This is a genomic window from Acinetobacter sp. SwsAc6 (assembly GCF_013391565.1).
In the GTDB taxonomy this organism is placed as follows: Bacteria; Pseudomonadota; Gammaproteobacteria; order Pseudomonadales; family Moraxellaceae; genus Acinetobacter; species Acinetobacter cumulans.
Window position 1 is genome coordinate 29884 of sequence record NZ_JACAXE010000006.1, and the last position, 20828, is coordinate 50711.

Here is a 20828-nt window from a genome sequence, read left to right on the forward strand (position 1 = left end):
TGAAGATAGAAAAGTTATAGCTAAAAAGCAATAAAAAAGCCCACCGAAGTGAGCTCTTTATTAAGTGTCGCGCAATTATTTGGTAGTTGCTGCTTTACGTTCTGCACTTGATGGCTGTTGTTGTACAGCATCGCTAGTGTTAGCCTTAATACCACCACCGAGTGTTTTGTATAACTCAACTTGGTTGTTTAAATTTGCTTGCTCAAGGAGCAACAAGCCTTGTTCAGAAGCATAAGACGTACGCTGTGCATCTAATACAGTTAAGTAGCTATCAATACCAGCACGGAAGCGGGCATTCGATAGTTTGTAAGTCGTATTGGTTGCATCAACTAAGCGTTTTTGTGCAGATAGACGGTCGCCAATGTTTTGACGTACAGCTAGTGCATCATTCACTTCACGGAATGCTGACTGTATTGATTTTTCATAATCAGACAAAGCAATTTGCTGGTCTGTTTCTGAAATTTTAATGTTGGCTTGACGTGTACCCCAATCGAAGATTGGTAAGTTTATGCTTGGACCTACACCCCAAACAAAGCTACCTGACTTAAATAAATCACCTAAGTCTGTAGACGCATAACCCGCAGAGCCTGTGAGGCTAATCGTTGGGAATAAACGTGCTTTGGCTGCGCCAATATTTGCACCTGCAGCTGATAATTTATATTCAGCAGCGCGAATGTCAGGACGGTTGTTCAGGAGTTCGCTTGGTAGACCAGAGCCAATAGTATTGTTTGACGTAATACGTGTTACACGTTGTTTCGCTAACAAACTCTCAGGCACTTGCTCACCCACCAAGAGGTTGAGTAAGTTTTGTGCTTGAGCAACTTGGGTCTTGTAGTTCGCAACATCATTACGTGCAGTTTCTACAGAAATTTGTGCCTGACGAACAGGAACTTCACTGTCAATACCTACATCAAAGCGTTTTTTGTTGAGGTTATAAGACTCAAGCTGTGCTTTTAAAGTTTGATCAGCAAGCTTCAGATTCGCATTGGCAAATGAGTAGTTTAACCATGCTTGTGCAACTTGGCCGATGAGTGCAATTTGAGTCGCATCACGTGCGCTGGCAGTGGCAAGATAACTGTCTAAAGCATTGTCTTTTAAGCTACGTACACGACCCCAAAAATCAAGCTCATAAGCAGTCACACCAAGGCCGACGTTATAACGTGTTTGGGCACCCGCACCTTGGTCTTGGCGTAGCACATCACCACTTGCACCAATGGTTGGAAGTTGGTTATTTGCCGTAATTTGATACTGTTGTTGTGCACGTTGAATGTTGAGTGCAGCAGTACGTAAATCACGGTTATTTGCTAAAGCCAAATCAAGAACTTGAACCAAACGCTGGTCAGCGAAAAAGTCTTTGTAACCTTGCGCTGCCACAGACGTGCCAGAAGCACTTGCTGTATAGCTTTGCGGGATATTTGCCTGTGCGACCGGTTCTGGACCGCGCATGCTTTGGCAGGCAGCCAAAGCAAGCGCAAGTGAAGAAACCGCAATGCTACGACCTGTAATAGACCATATATTTTGCATCACGATGTGTGCTCCTGATTGTTTTGTTGTTTTGGTTTGTATTTAAAGATACTTCGAATCCATACGTAGAACACAGGAATGAAGAAGATACCTAACAGCGTCGAGCTGATTACACCACCCAAGACACCATAACCTACAGAATGCTGACTACCTGCACCCGCGCCAGAAGCTAAGGCAAGCGGTAATACACCAAAACCGAAAGCTAAAGTTGTCATAATGATTGGACGTAAACGCATTTTTGCTGCATGCATTGTTGCATCAAATAGCTCTTCGCCTTTTTCCTGAAGTTCTTTGGCAAATTCTACAATCAAAATCGCGTTTTTGGCAGCCAAACCAATGACTGCTACGATCGCGACTTGGAAGTAAATGTTATTTGACAGGTTCGGATCTTTAAACAACACCATACCTAAGAATGTTAATGCAACAGCACCCATTACACCCAAAGGTACGACCAATAATACAGAGAATGGAATAGACCAGCTTTCATACAATGCTGCTAAGCACAGGAATACGATAAGCAATGAAAGTGCGTATAAGAATGGAGCTTGTGCGCCAGACTCACGTTCTTCAAGAGATAACCCAGTCCATTCGTAATCGAAACCTTGTAAGCCCATAGAAGGCAATTTCGCAACGATTTCTTCCATAGCAGCCATCGCATCACCCGAGCTCACACCCGGTGCTGGCGTACCCTGAATGTTCATGGATGAAATACCATTATAACGTTCAAGACGTGGTGAACCGTAAGTCCATTTGCCAGTAGCAAATGTAGAGAACGGAACCATGGTGCCTTGGTTGTTACGTACATACCACTTATTCAGGTCTTCAGGCATCATGCGTGAGCCTGATTCACCTTGGATATATACTTTTTTCACACGGCCACGGTCGATGAAGTCATTAATATACGAACCACCCCAAGCCATACCCATTGTGGTATTGATTTCAGAAATACTCACACCCATTGCACCAGCTTGCGCTTGGTCTACAATGATTTGGTACTGAGGTGTATCTTCTTGACCGTTAGGACGTACACCCATAAGGCGTTTGTCTTGAGCAGCCATGCCTAAGATTGCATTACGTGCATTAAGAAGCTGTTGATGACCAGAACCACCAGAGTCTTTCAATTGTAAGTTAAAGCCTGCGCTCACACCCAATTCAGGCATTGCTGGTAGTTGCAGTGGCATGATGTAAGAAGCATCTTTAACAATCATGTTTAATGCCATACCGCGGCCAATAATTGCGCCTACTTGAGACTCAGGTGAAGTACGTTCAGACCAGTCTTTTAACTTAATAAATGCCAAACCAGCATTTTGACCTACACCTGTAAATGAGAAACCAGATACGCTGAATACAGATTCAACATAATCTTTTTCTTTATGCAGGAAGTAGTCTGTCATGGTGGTAATAGTTTTGTCAGTACGTTCTAAAGTTGCGTTAGGAGGTAACTGAACCAAAGTCATGACAATACCTTGGTCTTCATCTGGTAAGAATGAAGAAGGTAGTTTAGTAAACAAGAAGCCTAAAATGACAATAACAACACCGTATAACAAGCCAGAGAAAAGCTTGGCATGCGTCATGCGGTTAACGCCGTTTTGGTATTTACCTGCAACTTTATCGAAGCTTGTGTTAAACCAACGGAAGAATCGGGCAGGTAAGCTGTTACTCGGCGCTTTGTTTGGATCATGTTGTTTCAACAAGGTCGCACAAAGGGCCGGGGTAAAGGTAAGAGCCACAACTAATGACAAAATCATTGCCGTTACAAGCGTAATAGAGAATTGACGGTAAATAACACCTGTTGTACCACTCATAAATGCCATAGGTACGAATACCGCAGACAATACAGAGGTAATACCAATTAATGCACCCGAAATTTGCTTCATTGAAATTTCAGTCGCATGTACTGGGTCTAGGTGTTCTTCCACCATAATACGTTCAACGTTTTCGACCACAACAATCGCGTCATCCACTAAAAGACCAATGGCAAGTACCATCGCAAACATAGTGAGAGTGTTGATTGAGAAACCAAATACATTAATTACAGCAAAAGTACCAAGTACAACAACTGGTACAGCCATGGTTGGAATGATCGTTGCGCGCCAGTTCTGTAAGAACAAGAACATCACAAGGAATACCAAGATCACCGCTTCAATCAGTGTATGTACAACACTTTCAATTGAAAGTTGAATAAATGGTGTTGTATCAAAGGCCAATTGGTCTTTCATACCTGTTGGATAGTTCTTGCGCAGTTCAACCAAACGCGCTTCTACTGCTTTTGCAGTATCTAGGGCATTTGCGCCTGTAGCCAGTTTAATGGCTACACCACCAGCGGGCTTACCATTGAACTTAGAGTCGAATTGATAGCTATCGGCACCAAGTTCTACGCGCGCAACATCGCCTAAGCGAACTTGAGCACCATTAGATGTATTTTTTAAGAAGATATTTTTAAATTCATCAGCCGTTTGCAATAAGCTTTGTGCATTGACTGTCGCATTTAGCACTTGGCCTTGTACCGCAGGTGCACCACCTAACTGACCCACTGCAACTTGTGCGTTTTGGGTTTTGAGCGCACTTGCAATATCGCTAGGAGTGACTTGTAAGTTGGCCATTTTGGATGGATCCATCCAAATACGCATAGCGTATGAGCCACCAAATACTTGTACTTCACCTACACCTGCCACACGGCTTAGAGGTTCAGAAATATTTGAGTTTACATAGTCTTTAATGTCATCTGCTGACAAGTTGCCATCTGGTGAGTAAAACGCTAAAACTTGTAAGAAGCTTGCGCCAGACTTGGTTACTTTTACACCTTGACGTTGTACGTCTTCAGGTAAAAGTGCAGTAGCAGATTGAAGTTTATTTTGTACTTGAACTTGGGCGATATCTGGATCAACGCCTTGTTCGAAGTTTAACGCAATCGATGCTTGACCATTACCTGCGCTGTTTGAAGAAATGTAGCGCAAGCCATCAAGGCCATTCATTTGCTGTTCGATAATCTGTGTAACTGTGTTTTCAACAGTGGCAGCAGATGCACCAGGATAAGTCGCAGAAATCGTGACCGTTGGTGGAGCAATGGTTGGGTACTGTGCAATCGGCATTTTTGTCAGCGTGATAATACCCGCCAACATAATGACTAATGCAATCACCCACGCAAAAATGGGGCGATGAATAAAGAATTGTGCCATTCAGTCTACCCCTTATGTATTTGAAGTAGCTTTTTGTTCAGGTTTTGCGGTAGCTTCAGAAGCTGGTTTGGCTTGACCTTGAGCGCCTTGCGGTGCAGCAGCTTGAGGCTGGTAAGGTTTAGCGACCACTTGTTGCTCAGGTTTTACTTTTGCAATACCGTCTACAATCACTTTATCACCTGTGGTTAGACCTTCAGTGATAATCCAATCTTTGCCATGTACACCAGCTGTGGTTACAGGGCGAGACTCTACAGCACCTTTAGCATTCACAATCATGGCAATCGCTTGGCCAGTAGGTGTGCGTGTAATCGCAATTTGTGGTACCAAATATGCATTTGGAATTACGCCTTGAACGATTTTAGCATTGGCAAACATACCAGGAAGCAAGAGGTGATTTGGGTTAGGGAACACCGCGCGCAGTGTTACTGTACCAGTATCAGGATTCACGCTGGCATCAGAGAAAGCTAAACGACCTTCTTGTGAATACTCACTACCATCTTCTAGCGTTAACTTCACTTTAGTGTTGTTACTGCTGTCCAAAGAACCTTTGCTTAATTGCTGGCGTAGGCGAAGCAATTCTGCACTTGATTGGTTAATATCAACATAAATTGGATCTAAACGCTGAATTGTGACCAATGGGCTTTCTTGGTTCATTGTTACCAAAGCACCAGATGTCACTGTAGAGCGGTTAGTTTGACCAGAAATTGGCGCACGAACTGTAGAATAACCTAAATTGATTTCGGCATTTTTCAGTGTTGCACGGCTTGCATTTAATGTAGCTTCAGCAAGTTTAACCTGTGCAACGATATCGTCGTATTCTTGTTTTGAAATCGCATTGCTACCAACTAATTGGCGGTAACGACCTTCTTTAACACGTAATACGCCTAAATTCGCTTCTGCACTTGCAATCGAGGCACGTGCATTGTCTACATTAGCGCGATTGGTACTTGAGTCGATTTCATATAATGCTTGACCTTCGCGTACATAACTTCCTTCAGCAAAAAGACGTTTCAGAACGACACCGCTGGTTTGCGGACGCACTTCAGAAATTTCAAATGCTGTCGTACGGCCTGAAAGTTCAACAGACTGTTCAACGCTTTGCGGTTGCGCAACGATAATTCCAACTTCAGTTGGTGGCATTTGCTGAGCAGCGCCTGCTTGCTGTGCCTCCTTTGGATCTTTACTGCAACCAACAAGTGCAATACTTGTTGCTAATGCGCAAGCGGTTAGGGCAGGGGCCCAAAGCTTTGCAGACATCATTCTTCCACCTCAATTAGATTTATATCTAAAGTTTATTTTTTATTTGCGCTTTGGTATTTGCTTATCGCGAGATATAAAAGCGTGATCCAAATAAAACTTATGCTCCAGCCAGAAAGGACATCGGAAGGATAATGCGCACCTGCGTACACTCTGGATATACCCATAACAATCATCCATAAACTCATCGCTAAACAAATGAGTTTATGGTGTGTATGCTGCAGATATACGTACATTGCAAGACACCCCAGCGTTGCCGCATAGAGGCTATGTCCACTTGGAAATGAATCTCCATAGGTTTGCACTAAGAAATACATTTCAGGTGGACGTGGTCGAGAAATGAAGTATTTGAGTGCCCAAGTGAGAACAATACTTCCAATAATTCCTATACTGATAAAAACAATATTTATATATTTTTTATACCATGCCAAAGTTAAACACCATAGCGTGGTCATAAATAATACAAATGGCATGCCACCAATAATTGATAATCCAATAGCGATTGTGTTGAGACTGTGGCTACGATGAGCAAACATCCATTGCACTGCACCTAAATCAGAAGCTTTAAATGCAGGAATTTTCAGTAAAATTATACTGATTAACAACAAACCGCCGAGGAACAGCAATTGCTTTGGCATGCATGTATCCTTGTCATGTTAACCGAGTGAAACTGGGTTAAATAATGGGTTAAAGTGTACTCATCAGTACACTTTATTTCAAGTGTGTGTAAATTATGCTAATTTCTTTTTCGTACTTTTTTAACACTGTGTAAAATAAAATAACAAATCCTTTTAGTGGGAATTCTTTTGAGGGGCGTTATTTTCACGAATTTCTAAAGCTTGCTTAGGTGGCCAGAAAAAATCACTTGGACGTGTGAGGAAATGTGTTAGCACTAGTTTTGCGAGCGGTTTCCATTGCTCAAATCGTACCCGACGTGCACGAAGTGCCACAATAATGGTTAAAGTAAAACTCACAAATAAGTTGGTTAAACCAATCATGAGTACGCCCATAAAGGACACAATAATCAGTCCAATATCTGGGCTACCATTAATTTGCATTAAGCCTTGAATAAAATTGGCAGACGCAAAAGCAATGTGTCGAATATCTAAAGGTAGACCTAAAATATAGCCAATAGTGCCCATACTGCCGAGCATAATCCCGAATAAGAAGTTACCTGCTAAAGCACCTAAATTCCGTTCAATATAGGCTGCAAAGGCGTTTAAGCGCTCTTGGCTCATTATTTTTTTCAGCTTAGGATGAGCTTTAATTCGAGGCCCAACCTTACGATAAATGGCCATATTGTCAAAATACCCTGCCAACAGTCCTGACAAAAACAAGCAAATACCCGCTATAGCGGCATGGGGAACGGCCAAAGAGGTAAAGGGATTGAGGTCATGCAAAGTTTTGGTTGCTTTGGCATGTGTCATGAGGTGTTCATGTAACACCACATCCCAAAACATCACAATGAGTGCGGCCACGGGAATCGCGATTGAAATATTACCTAGAATTGCAATAAATTGAGTGCGGATAATATTAATAATCAGGGCGGCCAATTCTGCAATTTGCGTGGTCTTTGAGCCTTTACGATGTTGTACTGTGGCTGCAAGTGCTGCCGCTGTCATAGCTGGCTGTTTGGTAGCTACGGTAAAGTGCATCACATGTATGAGCATAAAGCCTAAAGAATAATTCATGCTATAGCTAAAGGCCTGCATTAACGGGGCCATCGATACGCGTGCCATCAGGGTTTTAAGTGTTGCCATAATGGCAATAATCACACCGGCACCTGCTGCCGATTTGTACATCGAAAAAAAGCCTTTTTTGTCTGTACTTACATAATGTTCACCAGTTTTACTGGCATTTTCTGTGACCTGTAAGGCCATCAATTCACTGTTGGTTGCCAGTAAAGAGCGTACGCTTTGCTCACTGTAGATTGCATCAGTGATATCTGCAAGGAGTGTGCCTAAGGCAAAGTAACGCTCGTTGTCTTCTTCAACAATGAGTTTTAAGAGAAGTTCTACGCGGTCGAGGCACTGTTCTAATAAAGACAACAAATAGGTGAGGCTGACGCTCACGCCAATTCGTTTAGTGGCACGGCGAATTTTAAGGACGACTTCACGACATTGATCCAACATGACGAGCGCTTGTGATGCGTCGGGTGGCACAACTGCATGCATGAGTTCTGTCGATTGGTGAAGTTGTTTATATTGATGAATAAATTCGTTTATTTCTCGGTTTTGAACCAAAAAAGGCGATTCGTATTCAGTTAAATCTGGCTGTGCATTAATAAACTCGGGGTATAGACCAATTCCACTCACACGATAGGACAGTACCGTTATAGCTTTAATTAATTCACGGCGAATTTGTTTTTTTTCGTCTTGGTTACTGTGGCCTTGATTGAGAAGCTTAAACAGCTTTTGCCATTCATGCGCATCAATTTGATCAAGCCAATATTTATCACTACGTTCGTGAAATACACGGCGGACTAGGTCTTGTAACTGGCTTTGATCATTAATCAGCGGTAAAAAATGTGCACCTAGACGTTGTGAGAGCTGATTCCAAAAGCCATCGAGCGATAAAATACCTGTATCAGCATACAGTCCTGTTTGCTTATATTGGCTAATGAGCTTTAAAACAAAGCTTTGCAGTGTAGATGCTGCATCTGGTGTTAGTAGGAGTGCTTGTAAAAAAGCATTAAACTTCGTATGTATTTCTTCGTTATTTTTACTGTTTTCTGGACGGATACGATCAACGAGATCAATCAGTAATTGGTCATCTAACACAGCCCGAGGTTGCTCGAGCTGATGTTGCATAGATAAAAATAAATCGTTGAAATTTATATGCATAGGCAAAGTAAAAATGATAAAAGATTACTGAATTCGATGAAGTGCCAACTGTGCCAAATTCATCAGCGCTTGGCGGTAAATTGTATCGGGTAGAGCTTGCAGTGCATTTAATGCTGCTTGAGTTTCTTCCTCAGCACGTTTGCTGCAGTAATCGAGTGCGCCTGAGCTTTGTACGATAGCAATCACGCGCTCTAAATCTGCTGTTCCACCAGTGGCAATACTACGACGAATAATGTCGTGTTCTTCACCTTGTGTATTTTTCAATGCTGAGATTAAAGGTAAAGTTGGTTTACCTTCCATTAAATCATCACCAATATTTTTACCTAATGTTTCAGCATCTGAGGTGTAATCTAAAATATCATCAATAATTTGGAAGGCATTACCAAAGTGACCCGCAAATTTGCGTAGCGGTTCACGGTAGTCCTGTGTGCCTGTCAAAATAGCAGCACCTTCAGTTGCTAATTCAAACAAACGTGAAGTTTTGCCATGAATAATATCTAAATAGGTCTGTTCATTTGTATCTGGTTGATGCTGTGCTTGTAATTGTAGGACTTCGCCTTCAGCAATTTCGCAAGTTCCAGTCGAAAAGTCTTTGAGCAAGACCATATTGTCTAAATCAACCAATAAGTCAAAAGCACGAGAAATAAGAAAATCGCCCACTAATACCGCAGTTTGATTGTTCCATGTTGCATTTGCTGTCGGACGACCACGTCTTAAACCAGATTCATCAACCACGTCATCATGAACAAGCGTTGCTGTGTGCAACATTTCAATAATTGCGGCTAATTTACGGTGTTTTTCTAAATCTTCTGCACCACACGCTTTGGCTGCCAGTAAACACATAATTGGACGCATGCGTTTACCGCCTGCTTCTACAACATGCTTACTTACGGCCATGACTAAAGCCACTTTTGAGGTAATTCCTTCATTAATAAATGTGTCCATCGCGGCAAAATCAGTTGCAACAGGAGCGAGAATATCTTGCTTAAAGTCGATGGTCATGTGAAGAAAAACCTCATTTGGTTTGAAATTACTCTAAATTTTAAAAGAGCAATTGTGGTGGTATTTACAGATAGAAGCGACCAGTTTTGTCGCAAGCATAAGGCTTTCATGCGACAAAAATCATCCTTCTAATCTCCCTATGCGAAAGCACATGGCTGATTTCTGGCAATAATAGCGCATGTGCTTATGTTTATAAGGACTATAGTAACGAATAGTTTTTAAAAATCTATGTCATTTTTCAAAGAAGTATAAGCCTTAAGCAATATTTAATCATGTTCTAAGATATTGTTTATTAAATAATCGTTAATTCTAGATAATTTTTTGTGCAAATGACTTGTTGTTTGTTCTATTATCACTTAAAATCCTTGCCCTTGTATAACCCCAGTGGCGATCGTATTAAGATCGGTATATTCCTTTATCGGCACGACGACACGGGCATGTTTGGAGTACGTTATGTACGCAGTTATCCAAAGCGGTGGTAAACAACACCGTGTAGTTGAGGGTGAAACCCTTAAAGTAGAATTATTGAAAGCTGAAACTGGCTCAACAATTACGTTTGATGACGTATTGATGCTTGTAAACGGCGACAGCATTCAAATCGGTGCTCCAGTTGTTGCTGGCGCTACTGTTACTGCTGAAGTAGTAAGCCATGGTCGCCACGACAAAATCCGCATCATCAAAATGCGTCGTCGTAAACACTATCGTAAACAACAAGGTCACCGTCAATGGTTCACTGAGTTGAAAATTACAGCTATTTCAGGCTAATTACGAGGAGTAAAGAGACATGGCATCTAAAAAAGCCGGTGGTTCGACTAAAAACGGTCGTGACTCGAACCCAAAAATGTTGGGTGTTAAAATCTACGGTGGTCAATCTGTGACTGCTGGTAACATCATCGTTCGTCAACGTGGTACTGAATTCCACGCTGGTCAAAACGTAGGTATGGGTCGTGACCATACACTTTTTGCTACTGCTGATGGCGTAGTAAAATTTGAAGTGAAAGGTCAATTTGGCCGTCGCTACGTATCTGTTGACGCGTAATCGCTGAAATAGAAAAAAGCCCGCCGTAAGGTGGGTTTTTTTATGCCTAAAATATCGTTAGATTATAGATGTTGATGATATTAAATCATGTGCAATATCATAAAGTTTTACACCAAACTTAAAAGTCATGAGGCTGATTTTAAACAATATTAAAAAAAATGTAGCTGGTGATGTTTTATAGCGCCATGTTTTTTTCGTTACTTGATTAGAACTTGTATATTTAAAACTAAACTTGATTTCAAGCATTGTGTTGCTCCAGTGAAGGATTTTTAGGGAGAGGAAAACTTTCATCAATTCACTCTATATCAATAAAACTGATATGTGGATTCTGCGGGAGATGTTATTGAATGTAAACAGGAATTGCATTCTAGATTTTAAATTCTACATATCGGAAAATAAATTAATATGTATTATAAAACAATAACTTGTGTATATTTGTAAAACTTATTAATATATTATTTTTATAAATTTAGTGTAACTAAATATTTCAAATATTGCTTTCTTAGCATTTGTATCCAATCTTCATCATGATGAATAAAATTATGCATTTTGAATTAATAACAATACAAAACTTCTTATTTTCTCTCATTTTAGTGATTCAAATTGGTTTAAGATGTGTGCATAGTTTGAAATTGCGATCACGCAAATATTAGAAAAGGTGAATTATGAAAATGCTTCGTAAAACCGTATGTGCAATGACATTGGGTGCAGTAATGTTAGCACCAGCCATGAGTACGACTGTGTTTGCTGCTACAGCAGCATCGGAGCAGCAAGCGACAGCAAGCTTAGTTAAGCAGTTAAATGGCATTCGTAGTCTAAGTGCAACATTTGAGCAAACCTCTAAAGCAACTGCAGGTGCAAAGCCAGTGCAAAAAAAAGGTTTATCTGCACAGCACATGAATCAAACTTTTAAAGGGGTGATGAAGGTAGAACGCCCAGGTAAATTCTACTGGGAAACCACCAGCCCATCTAAGCAGACCATTGTGACTTCGGGTAAGACGGTTTGGATTTATGATCCAGACTTACAGCAAGCAGTAAGACAAGGTTTGGATGATCAAGTTGCAAATACACCTGCATTGTTACTTTCGGGTAATACCAATCAAATTATGCAGTCATATCGTGTAACACAGCCAAACAAAGCTAAAACTTACTACACGCTATATCCAAAACAAAAAGATGGTGTTTTTCAAAGTTTAACCATCAGCTTTGGTGTCAATAAAGCACCAAACTTAATGATTTTAGCGGATTCTTTAGGTCAAACCACTTATGTACGCTTTAATAATGTAAAAGTGAATGCGTCTATTCCAGCATCGACCTTTAATTTTACGCCACCAAAAGGCACAGATATTATTGATCAGTAAGATGATGATCTTGAATAAATCTGAGATACAAAAAGCAAGCTGAGGCTTGCTTTTTTTATGTCTATGCTGAGTGAGTTAAGTATATAACGCTGATGCATCAATGAATTATTTTTAGGAGCTTTGCTGTTTTGGCTATACTTTTGACTTTGAATAATGTGAAAATTCAACTTTACTTCGGCTAGAAATAACCATAGGGATTTCGGATGAACTCAGTACAACTTAAACCAGTGTTGTTAATGACCTTGCTGGCGACAATGTTTGTAGGTTGTCAGCGCCATGACTTACCTAAAAAAGATCAAGAGGCTACAGCATCTGCGCCTGTGGTCGCTGAGACACCATCTGTTCCGTTGTTACAAGTTAAAGCGGTGAATGTAGCGAATTACCAGAAGAATGTTTGTGAAAAAGAAGGTTGTACTCAGTTTGTGTTGCAAACCGTTGAGTCGGGTGTGCCTTGGATCGATGATTATTTTAATGATCGTATTCGTAAGGCTGAACCGATTGCATTTGCAGAACATGCGCCACAAAAGGTGGATGTTTCTGAAGGGAGTCAAGCGGGTTTAAATCAGCAAAATATGTCTGTTCGTTATATTGGTCAGCAGTATAATCTTGCGACGTTTGCAATTTATAGCTATAGCTACAGTGCAGGGGCTGCACATGGTATGTATCATATTGAATATGTAAATTTTGATTTAAAAACGCATAAACGATTGTCTTTACAAGATATATTGAAAAAAGGTGCGGAGCAAAAAGTACTAGATTCACTCTATGATGCCAATATCAACTGGTTATATAACCATAAAATTGAAAAGGCGCAGTTAAAACTCAGCGATAATTTTTATTATGGCCCGAATGGTCTGATGTTTGTTTATCCATTGTATGAATTGGCCAGCTATGCTGAGGGAATGTCTGAGCTTAAATTGCCCTATGAATCTGCGGGTGAAGTGATTCAGGCGCAATATTTGCCAAGTTTGCCAAAATATAACAATCAATAATCGCGATGAGGATTTGTACAAAATCTTCGCAATATTGTTCTAATAAGGCACAGCTGTATGCCCAGTCACTGTATTTTTTAGCATGAAGAGCTTACACTATAGCCAGTTTTTTTCTTATTCCAAGACTGGCTATGATCGACCCGAAATTACTCAGAAATAATATTGAGGCTGTAAATTTAGCCTTAGCTAAACGTGGTGTGCAATTAAATGTAGAAGAGTGGGCATCACTTGAAGCACGTCGTAAAGAAATTCAATCAAAAACTGAATCTTTGCAAGCAGAGCGTAATGCGGGTGCGAAGCAAGTGGGTCAGCTTAAAAAAGCAGGCGAAGATGCTTCTGAAATTATGGCGCGTATGTCAGCTATTGGTGATGAAATTAAAGCCGCTGAAGTTGCTTTAGCAGAATTACAAGCAGAGTTAGAAGAAAAATCATTATCGATTCCAAACTTGCCAGATGAGTCTGTACCAGAAGGTAAAGACGAAGCGGATAACGTTGAGATTCTAAAGTGGGGTACACCACGTACATTTGATTTTGAAATCAAAGACCATACTGACCTTGGCGAAATGATGGGCGGTTTGGAATTTGAAACTGCAACAAAATTAACAGGTTCGCGTTTTAGTGTATTAAAAGGGCCTTTAGCGCGTTTACAACGTGCGATTACTCAGTTCATGTTAAATACGCATACTGAGCAAAATGGCTATACAGAGGCGTACGTACCTTATCTTGTTAATGCGGATTCTTTACGTGGTACAGGCCAGTTGCCTAAATTTGAAGAAGATTTATTCAAGCTTCAAGGCGAAAAAGAATTTTATTTAATTCCTACAGCTGAAGTGCCAGTAACGAACTTTGTCCGTGATGAAATCATTGATGCAGATCGTTTACCACTTCGCTATGCGGCGCATACACCGTGTTTCCGCAGTGAAGCAGGCTCATACGGTCGTGATACACGTGGTCTGATCCGTCAGCACCAATTTGACAAAGTAGAAATGGTTCAGATTGTAAAACCTGAAACTTCTATGCAAGCGCTAGAAGACCTTACAGGCCATGCAGAAGGTATTTTGCAAGCTTTAGGTTTGCCATACCGTAAAATTATTCTTTGTGGTGGTGATATGGGCTTTGGTGCAACCAAGACTTACGATTTAGAAGTTTGGGTGCCGAGCCAAAATACTTATCGTGAAATTTCTTCATGTTCAAACATGGGTGATTTCCAAGCACGTCGTATGAAAGCGCGTTACCGTGCAGACCAAAAGAAAACTGAATTTGTGCATACACTTAATGGTTCAGGTTTGGCTGTCGGTCGTACTTTGCTTGCAGTGATGGAAAACTACCAACGTGCAGACGGTTCGATTGAAATTCCAGAAGTATTACGTCCATACATGGGTGGTAAAACTTACATCGACTAAGTTCGAGTTGAATCAAGTGCACACAAAAGTGTGCACTTTTTTTTAAGCAGTCAGATATAGTTTTTTTGAGGTCTCTTGTGGATATTTTTCCAATCTCGTTAAAGTTGCAACAGCAACCTTGTCTGATTGTTGGCGGTGGTCATATTGCCTATCGTAAAGCAGTCTTATTGGCCAAAGCAGGCGCGGTAGTCAATGTTGTTGCACCAGCAATTGAAGCTAACTTATTAGAGATCGTTGAGCAATCGCAGGGGCAATATGTACAAGCACCATTCAGTGCTGACATACGACTGCGTCAATATCGCTTGGTGATTGCGGCTACAGATCATGCTGAAGTCAATCGTCATGTATTTGAAGCCTGTGAAGCTGAGAATGTGTTGGTAAATAGTGTTGATGATCCGCCATATTGTCGTTTTATGGTCCCAGCCATTATAGATCGTTCACCGTTGGTTGTGTCTATTGCCAGTAATGGCACATCACCTGTGTTATCTCGTCAAATTCGTACCCAGCTTGAAGCCAGTATTCCGCATGGAATGGGAGCTTTGGCCGAGTTTTCAGGTAAATGGCGCAGTGTCGTAAAAGCCAAAATTATCAATCCAGATGAACGCCGTATTTTTTGGGAGGACTTATACGCCAGTCCACTCAAAGAGCAGGTGTTTAATGGCAATCTTGCTGAGGCAGATCGTTTAATTGAACAAGCTTTAATTGAATGGACCAAGCCGAAAGGTGAGGTGTATTTGGTTGGTGCAGGGCCGGGCGATCCAGAGCTTTTGACGTTGAAAGCCTTACGTCTGATGCAACAAGCTGATGTGGTGATTTACGACCGTTTGGTCTCTGCCCCAATCATGGATTTGTGTCGTCGTGATGCAGAAAAAATCTATGTGGGTAAGGCGCGTTCAAACCATGCTGTACCCCAAGAAGGTATTAATGCCTTATTGGTTCAATATGCACAGCAAGGTAAGCGTGTTTGTCGCCTAAAAGGTGGCGATCCGTTTATATTTGGACGTGGCGGTGAAGAAATTGAAGAGCTGTTTGCAGCAGGTATTGCTTTCCAAGTTGTACCAGGAATTACCGCAGCCTCTGGCTGTTCTGCTTATGCGGGTATTCCTTTAACGCACCGTGATTATGCGCAAAGTGTACGTTTCTTAACGGGCCATTTAAAGGAAGGTTCACCTGAACTCCCTTGGCAAGAATTGGTTTATGAAAACCAAACACTTGTGCTGTATATGGGCTTGGTTGGATTGGAAAAAATCTGCCAACGCTTGATTGAACATGGTCAACGTGCAGATATGCCAGTGGCTTTGGTGTCTAAAGGCACTACACCTGATCAAAAAGTGGTGGTGGGAACGCTGGCAGATATTGCCTCCAAAGTGAGTGATCATCAAATACAAGCGCCAACGCTAACCATTATTGGTGAAGTAGTACGCTTGCGTGAACAATTACAGTGGCAAGGCTAAGCGCCTTGCGACATTGAAAAGAGTAGAGTAAATCCTGTGATTCATGTTGTTTTATACGAGCCAGAAATTCCAGCAAATACAGGGAATATCATTCGTTTATGTGCCAATACAGGAGCGCAATTACATCTGGTCAAGCCATTAGGTTTTGAGTTAGATGATAAAAAATTGCGTCGTGCTGGATTGGATTATCATGAATGGGCACACATGAAAGTATGGGAAAATTTTGCTGAGTGTCTAGCACATTTAGATAGCGTAGGCATTGCAGCAGATGCGATTTATCCTTTGACGACCAAAGGGACAGAAACGCCACATACTTCTAATTTAAACCGTCCTGTTGCCTTGCTGATGGGGCCAGAAACACGTGGTTTACCTGAAGATGTACGTTTAATGTTCCCACAGTCTCATTGGATTCGCTTACCAATGGCTGCGAATTCGCGCAGTCTAAATTTATCTAATGCGACGGCTGTGATTTTATACGAAGCATGGCGTCAGCAAGATTTTAAAGAACTGGTTTAAAACTCCATAAAAAAACCACTCGAAAGAGTGGTTTTTTTATGCCATTTCATAAGCAAAAGGCGGGACTAAAGTTTGTGTTTTATGTAAGTAAAATGTGTTGAATATTTTGCTTGATGTTGAAACTGTGTATAACTAAAAACAATAAAAACTGAGCTGATGAGGGATGATTTTGAAATATCGCCAATGGATCAATGTAAGTAGTATGTTGTTCGTTAGTTTTTTGTTCTCTCAGTATGCATCTAGTGCTACAGATAGCGAGCCGAGTGCGAGTGCTACACAAGGAACAACAACTGTCTCTCCAATCACTTCTGCCGAAATGGAGCAAGGTTTAGCACAAATGATGCAACGTCAGAACCAGCGTATTGAAGATTGGGGGAAGACTTTGACAGATAAGGACTTTGAACGTAGCTTTTTGTTGGGGCGTCAATTGAATAAAACCAAGCGACAAGAAGTCTGCGGTATTTTTCAACGTACAGTCGATGAAATGTTTAATAGTGCTGTTACTAATCGTGAACGTTTGAGTGAGCAAGATCAGAAGCTTTTGACCGATCGAAATTTATTTATTCAAAGCTTGGGCTATAAAGATAATATTGTGGATACGCGCATGGGCTTTAATTGCCGCTTACGTTAAGAAAATATATTACGTAAAGGTTTGAGTGGATATTTTAAAGCAATATTTTTAGAGAATAGGCACGGAAGAGTCTTTAGATTATTGAGAAGTTAGTTATTTTGAAGTGTTCTTTTTCCGTCCCGTTGGACGGAAAAAGAATTTATTTGATTAATTAAGCATGAATTATCTTAAAATTATTCAAATTCATTATGCTGTGGTGCAGGGTGTTTAAAGCCCTTAGTTTTGTAGCCTAAGTACAAGATACCAAACATCGCCCACCATAAACCATATTTCAATGCTGTTTCTTCAATCTCTAACCACATGGCAAAGATACTGAGGAAACCACACATTGGGATGACGACAAAACTGAAGATATCCTTGAAGTTTTTAGTACGACCATCACGTAGTGCATAGCGTGAAATGACAGAAAGGTTCACAAACGTAAAGGCAGTTAAGGCACCGAAGCTGATCATAGAAATCACAATATCAAGATCCATGAAACCAGCAGTTAAAGCAACAACGCCTACAATGATAATGTTATAAGACGGTGTGAAGCTTTTTGGACTGATATGACCAAAGATCTTCTTGTTAATTACGCCATCACGACCCATAACATACATTAAACGTGATACACCTGCATGCGCAGAGATCCCTGATGCCATAACGGTAACGATTGCAAATGCAAGTACATACGATTGGAATAATGAACCACCAACAAGCAGTAAAATTTCTGGTTGTGTTTCGGCAATATTCTTAAAGTACGTTCCTGGTGCAGAAGGGAAGTACAATTGCATGAAATAAGTACTGATAATGAAAATTACACCTGCAATCAGCGCTGTTAAGAAAATCGCTTTAGGTAGGGTTTTTTCAGTATCTTTGGTTTCTTCAGCCAGTGAACTTAATGAGTCAAAACCGGTAAATGAGAAACACAGTAAAGTTGCACCAGTAATGAGGGCACCAACGCTAGTGAGTTCATTCCAAAATGGTTCGAGACTCCACAATTGCGCACGTGTTTCTGCTGTAATTGGGCCATCTGCATTGAATCCAGCTTGAAGCTTGCTGTATACCAACCACGTAAATGCGCCAATCACGATCAGCTGAATCAATACAATTAAGCTGTTAAAGTTGGCAACAAAGCGTGCACCACGAAGGTTAACACCCGTCATAAATGCTGTAAGCACAATGACCCAAACCCAATGATTTACAGACGGGAATAATGCTTCAAGATAAATAACGGCCAAAATAATGTTGACCATTGGCGACAATAAATAGTCAAGCCAAGACGACCAACCCACCATAAAACCGACGTTTGGGTGAATTGACTTTTGTGCGTAGGTATATGCCGAACCCGAAGAAGGGTAGCGACGGATCATATGACCATAGCTAATAGACGTAAATAAAATTGCAATTAAAGCAATAATATAAGAGGTAGGCACATGAAAATGACTTTCTTCAGATACTAATCCGAACGTGTCAAATAAGGTCATCGGTTGGATATAGGCCAAACCAATGATAATGATGTGCCAAAGCCCGAGTGTTTTTTGCAGTTTAGCTGCCGATTGAGTCCCAGATAAATTTGTCAACGGCGTTATCCTCTTAATCGTTGATCAAGGATCAGTCTTATTGTGTCAGGATCGTTTGAGACGAACGATCCCCCCTACATTTTGAAACAAAAGCGCGCCAATTTACTCCAAGATGTAAATTTTTGCCAGTGATTTTATTTCTTTTCTGAGCAGAAAACATGCCAACTTACATGAAGATAAAGTGAAAGTCGCTGTTTTTAAGGCTTACAGATAAAAGCCTGATGCTTAAAAAAACATCAGGCTGGAATTTTCGCTATATTGGCTTATTTTTCAGTAATTACCAAGCTTTTTCTAAGATAGTTTTTAAATCTTTGAGTGTTGCTTCTTTCGGATTGTAAATGATCGAACCATCATTTAAAGCCTTTTCTGCAACATCGTCGAGCTGAGCTTGAGTTACTTTGCCAGTCTCACTCAGTGTACGTGGTAATTTTGTTAGGCTATAGATACGATCACGCATGGCTAAAATAGTTGAAATCGCCTTATCTGCACGTAAGTGAGCAGGGGTTTGCGAGTAAATATCTGGGCCAGCAAGTGGAAGTAAAAGATCTGCGATTTTATCGGCATTCACTTCTTTGTTGTATTCCAGTACATAAGGCAAAAATAGATTCATACATAAGCCGTGGGGCAGATGTGCAACTGCACCTAAAGCGTGACCAAGAGAATGTACTAAGCCAACCATCGAGTTTGAAAATGCAATGCCTGCCATTGTAGATGCTTGAGCTAATTCTAAGCGGCCTTGTGCATCAGTTGGGTTATCCAGTACGTTAAATAAATGATTACTTACCTTTTTAACGGCTGCTGTTGCATAAGCATCAGAAATTGGATTGGCTGCAAGGCAGGTATAGGCTTCTACTGCATGTGTCATGGCATCCATTGCCGTCATCGCAGTGAGGTGCGGTGGCAAAGTTTGCGTCATACGCGGATCTAAAATAGCTGCATGTGGCATCAAGTAATAAGATGCAAACGGCATTTTGACATTTTTTTGGTTATCGGAAACCACGGCAACCATGGTCACTTCTGAGCCTGTGCCTGATGTGGTTGGAATCACAAAAAAAGGTTTTAAAGGTTTTGGCAGATTATGTGCACCCGAATATTTCAGCAGGTCATCACCACCTTCAGACACTAAAATATTAGTGGCCTTAGAGGTATCAATGACTGAACCACCACCGACAGCAATAATCGCGTCGCAATTGTTATCGCGATAAAGCTGAGCGGCTTTACGTACAGTTTCAAGGCTTGAATCGGGTGGTACATCGTCAAAAATATGCCCAATAACGGCATTTGTAGATTCAAAAGCTGCTTCAATCGGTGCTAATAGGTTGTTACTGCGTACGCCTTTGTCTGTAATAATTAAGGGACGAGTAGCACCTAAAGTTGCAAGTTCAAAAGGGATATGCTCTAGCGCCGCATGCCCAGCAATGACTTTAACTGGACAAAAAAATTCGTAATATGGTTTAGCCATGTGTTATGCGCTCCGCTTGAAATAGGATTGAGCTACCTTAAGATAGATATTTGCAGCTCCAGTTAATTTTTCTTTTAGGCTTAAATCGCTTGGATATTCTTTGACTGCCAGCTCTGCAACCAGTTTTGGCAAAATCAGCGCTTCCATTTTATTTAGGCAACGAACCAGTCGAATCGCATAAGAAATATCACCATTAGCAATCATGCGGTCATTGGCAAATGCTTGCGCAGTACTTTCTTGGAAAGAAAATACTAAAAATGCATGATTAAGATGCTTAAAGGTAATGGTTAAATCTGGCTTTGTTGCTAAATCAGGAACCAATTCTAATTGTTTATTTGCCGTCACACGTGCAATGAATGCAGGCCCATTGGGGAATACATTCATTGAGAGTGTGAAATGATCTGGAAACTGAGCGACTTCCTGCTTAACTTCTGCATCGACTTGACTCGCCATCACTAAGCCTCTGCCAATCACATCCATCATGAGTTTGACATAGGCTAGCTGCAAAGCGGGCTTGACGGATTTAGTTGCAATCACGTATTCATCCCTTTTCAAAATATTATTTATTTAGAGTAAATACTCTAATTTATTTTATGTATGAAA

General features: G+C 40.9%; 17 protein-coding genes. 8 read left to right on the forward strand and 9 right to left on the reverse strand.

Annotated features, from left to right (window positions below):
- Nucleotides 1–75: 75 nt before the first annotated feature.
- From adeK to sdsA, 6 genes are all read right to left on the reverse strand, one after another.
- Entirely contained in the window at nt 76–1524 is a 1449-nt protein-coding gene (adeK, locus tag HYG93_RS05935) for a multidrug efflux RND transporter AdeIJK outer membrane channel subunit AdeK (protein ID WP_117006477.1), read from the reverse strand.
- Nucleotides 1524–4703, reverse strand: coding sequence for an efflux RND transporter permease subunit (locus HYG93_RS05940; protein WP_120365857.1), 3180 nt, complete (start codon nt 4701–4703; stop codon nt 1524–1526). The genes adeK and HYG93_RS05940 overlap by 1 nt, the downstream gene beginning before the upstream one ends.
- A 12-nt stretch (nt 4704–4715) precedes the next feature.
- Nucleotides 4716–5963 (reverse strand): efflux RND transporter periplasmic adaptor subunit, encoded by a 1248-nt coding sequence (locus HYG93_RS05945; protein WP_106984488.1) that lies wholly within the window; start codon nt 5961–5963, stop codon nt 4716–4718.
- A 32-nt stretch (nt 5964–5995) separates the two neighbouring features.
- Nucleotides 5996–6598, reverse strand: a complete 603-nt coding sequence (locus tag HYG93_RS05950) for a phosphatase PAP2 family protein (RefSeq protein WP_178962060.1) — start codon at nt 6596–6598, stop codon at nt 5996–5998.
- A 153-nt stretch (nt 6599–6751) separates the two neighbouring features.
- Nucleotides 6752–8803, reverse strand: coding sequence for a site-specific recombinase (locus tag HYG93_RS05955; RefSeq protein ID WP_106984490.1), 2052 nt, complete (start codon nt 8801–8803; stop codon nt 6752–6754).
- 24 nt (nt 8804–8827) lie between these two features.
- Nucleotides 8828–9805, reverse strand: a complete 978-nt coding sequence (gene sdsA / locus HYG93_RS05960; RefSeq protein ID WP_106984491.1) for an All-trans-nonaprenyl-diphosphate synthase — start codon at nt 9803–9805, stop codon at nt 8828–8830.
- Between the two features lie 453 nt (nt 9806–10258).
- On the opposite strand from sdsA, the gene rplU reads away from it, so the two are divergent.
- The 8 genes from rplU (at nt 10259) to HYG93_RS06000 (ending at nt 17201) form a co-directional block, all read left to right on the forward strand.
- Nucleotides 10259–10570: a 50S ribosomal protein L21 gene (gene rplU, locus HYG93_RS05965; RefSeq protein WP_106984492.1), complete on the forward strand. Its 312-nt coding sequence runs from the start codon at nt 10259–10261 to the stop codon at nt 10568–10570.
- Nucleotides 10571–10589: 19 nt separating this feature from the next.
- A complete protein-coding gene (gene rpmA / locus HYG93_RS05970) occupies nt 10590–10844 on the forward strand; it encodes a 50S ribosomal protein L27 (RefSeq protein ID WP_106984493.1) in 255 nt (84 codons plus the stop codon).
- A gap of 665 nt (nt 10845–11509) precedes the next feature.
- Nucleotides 11510–12205, forward strand: a complete 696-nt coding sequence (gene lolA, locus HYG93_RS05975) for an outer membrane lipoprotein chaperone LolA (protein WP_120365858.1) — start codon at nt 11510–11512, stop codon at nt 12203–12205.
- 203 nt (nt 12206–12408) lie between these two features.
- Nucleotides 12409–13197 (forward strand): RsiV family protein, encoded by a 789-nt coding sequence (locus HYG93_RS05980; RefSeq protein WP_178962062.1) that lies wholly within the window; start codon nt 12409–12411, stop codon nt 13195–13197.
- Nucleotides 13198–13328: 131 nt separating this feature from the next.
- Complete coding sequence (gene serS, locus HYG93_RS05985; RefSeq protein WP_106984496.1) at nt 13329–14600, forward strand: serine--tRNA ligase; 1272 nt, start codon at nt 13329–13331, stop codon at nt 14598–14600.
- A 77-nt stretch (nt 14601–14677) separates the two neighbouring features.
- On the forward strand, nt 14678–16054 hold the full coding sequence (gene cysG, locus HYG93_RS05990) for a siroheme synthase CysG (RefSeq protein WP_106984497.1): 1377 nt from the start codon (nt 14678–14680) through the stop codon (nt 16052–16054).
- Between the two features lie 36 nt (nt 16055–16090).
- On the forward strand, nt 16091–16570 hold the full coding sequence (locus HYG93_RS05995; RefSeq protein ID WP_106984498.1) for a tRNA (cytidine(34)-2'-O)-methyltransferase: 480 nt from the start codon (nt 16091–16093) through the stop codon (nt 16568–16570).
- Between the two features lie 163 nt (nt 16571–16733).
- The gene (locus HYG93_RS06000; RefSeq protein WP_256733391.1) at nt 16734–17201 is read left to right on the forward strand and encodes a hypothetical protein; all 468 of its coding nucleotides are present in this window, start codon (nt 16734–16736) and stop codon (nt 17199–17201) included.
- A gap of 173 nt (nt 17202–17374) precedes the next feature.
- On the opposite strand, the gene HYG93_RS06005 is transcribed toward HYG93_RS06000, so the two are convergent.
- The 3 genes from HYG93_RS06005 to HYG93_RS06015 all read right to left on the reverse strand — a co-directional run bounded on the left by HYG93_RS06005 (nt 17375) and on the right by HYG93_RS06015 (nt 20762).
- Nucleotides 17375–18763 carry an APC family permease gene (locus tag HYG93_RS06005; protein WP_106984499.1) on the reverse strand — a complete coding sequence of 463 codons (1389 nt, stop codon included), beginning with the start codon at nt 18761–18763 and terminating at the stop codon, nt 17375–17377.
- 277 nt (nt 18764–19040) lie between these two features.
- Nucleotides 19041–20225 (reverse strand): iron-containing alcohol dehydrogenase, encoded by a 1185-nt coding sequence (locus HYG93_RS06010; protein WP_106984500.1) that lies wholly within the window; start codon nt 20223–20225, stop codon nt 19041–19043.
- 3 nt (nt 20226–20228) lie between these two features.
- Complete coding sequence (locus HYG93_RS06015) at nt 20229–20762, reverse strand: hypothetical protein (RefSeq protein WP_106984501.1); 534 nt, start codon at nt 20760–20762, stop codon at nt 20229–20231.
- Between the last annotated feature and the right edge of the window lie 66 nt (nt 20763–20828).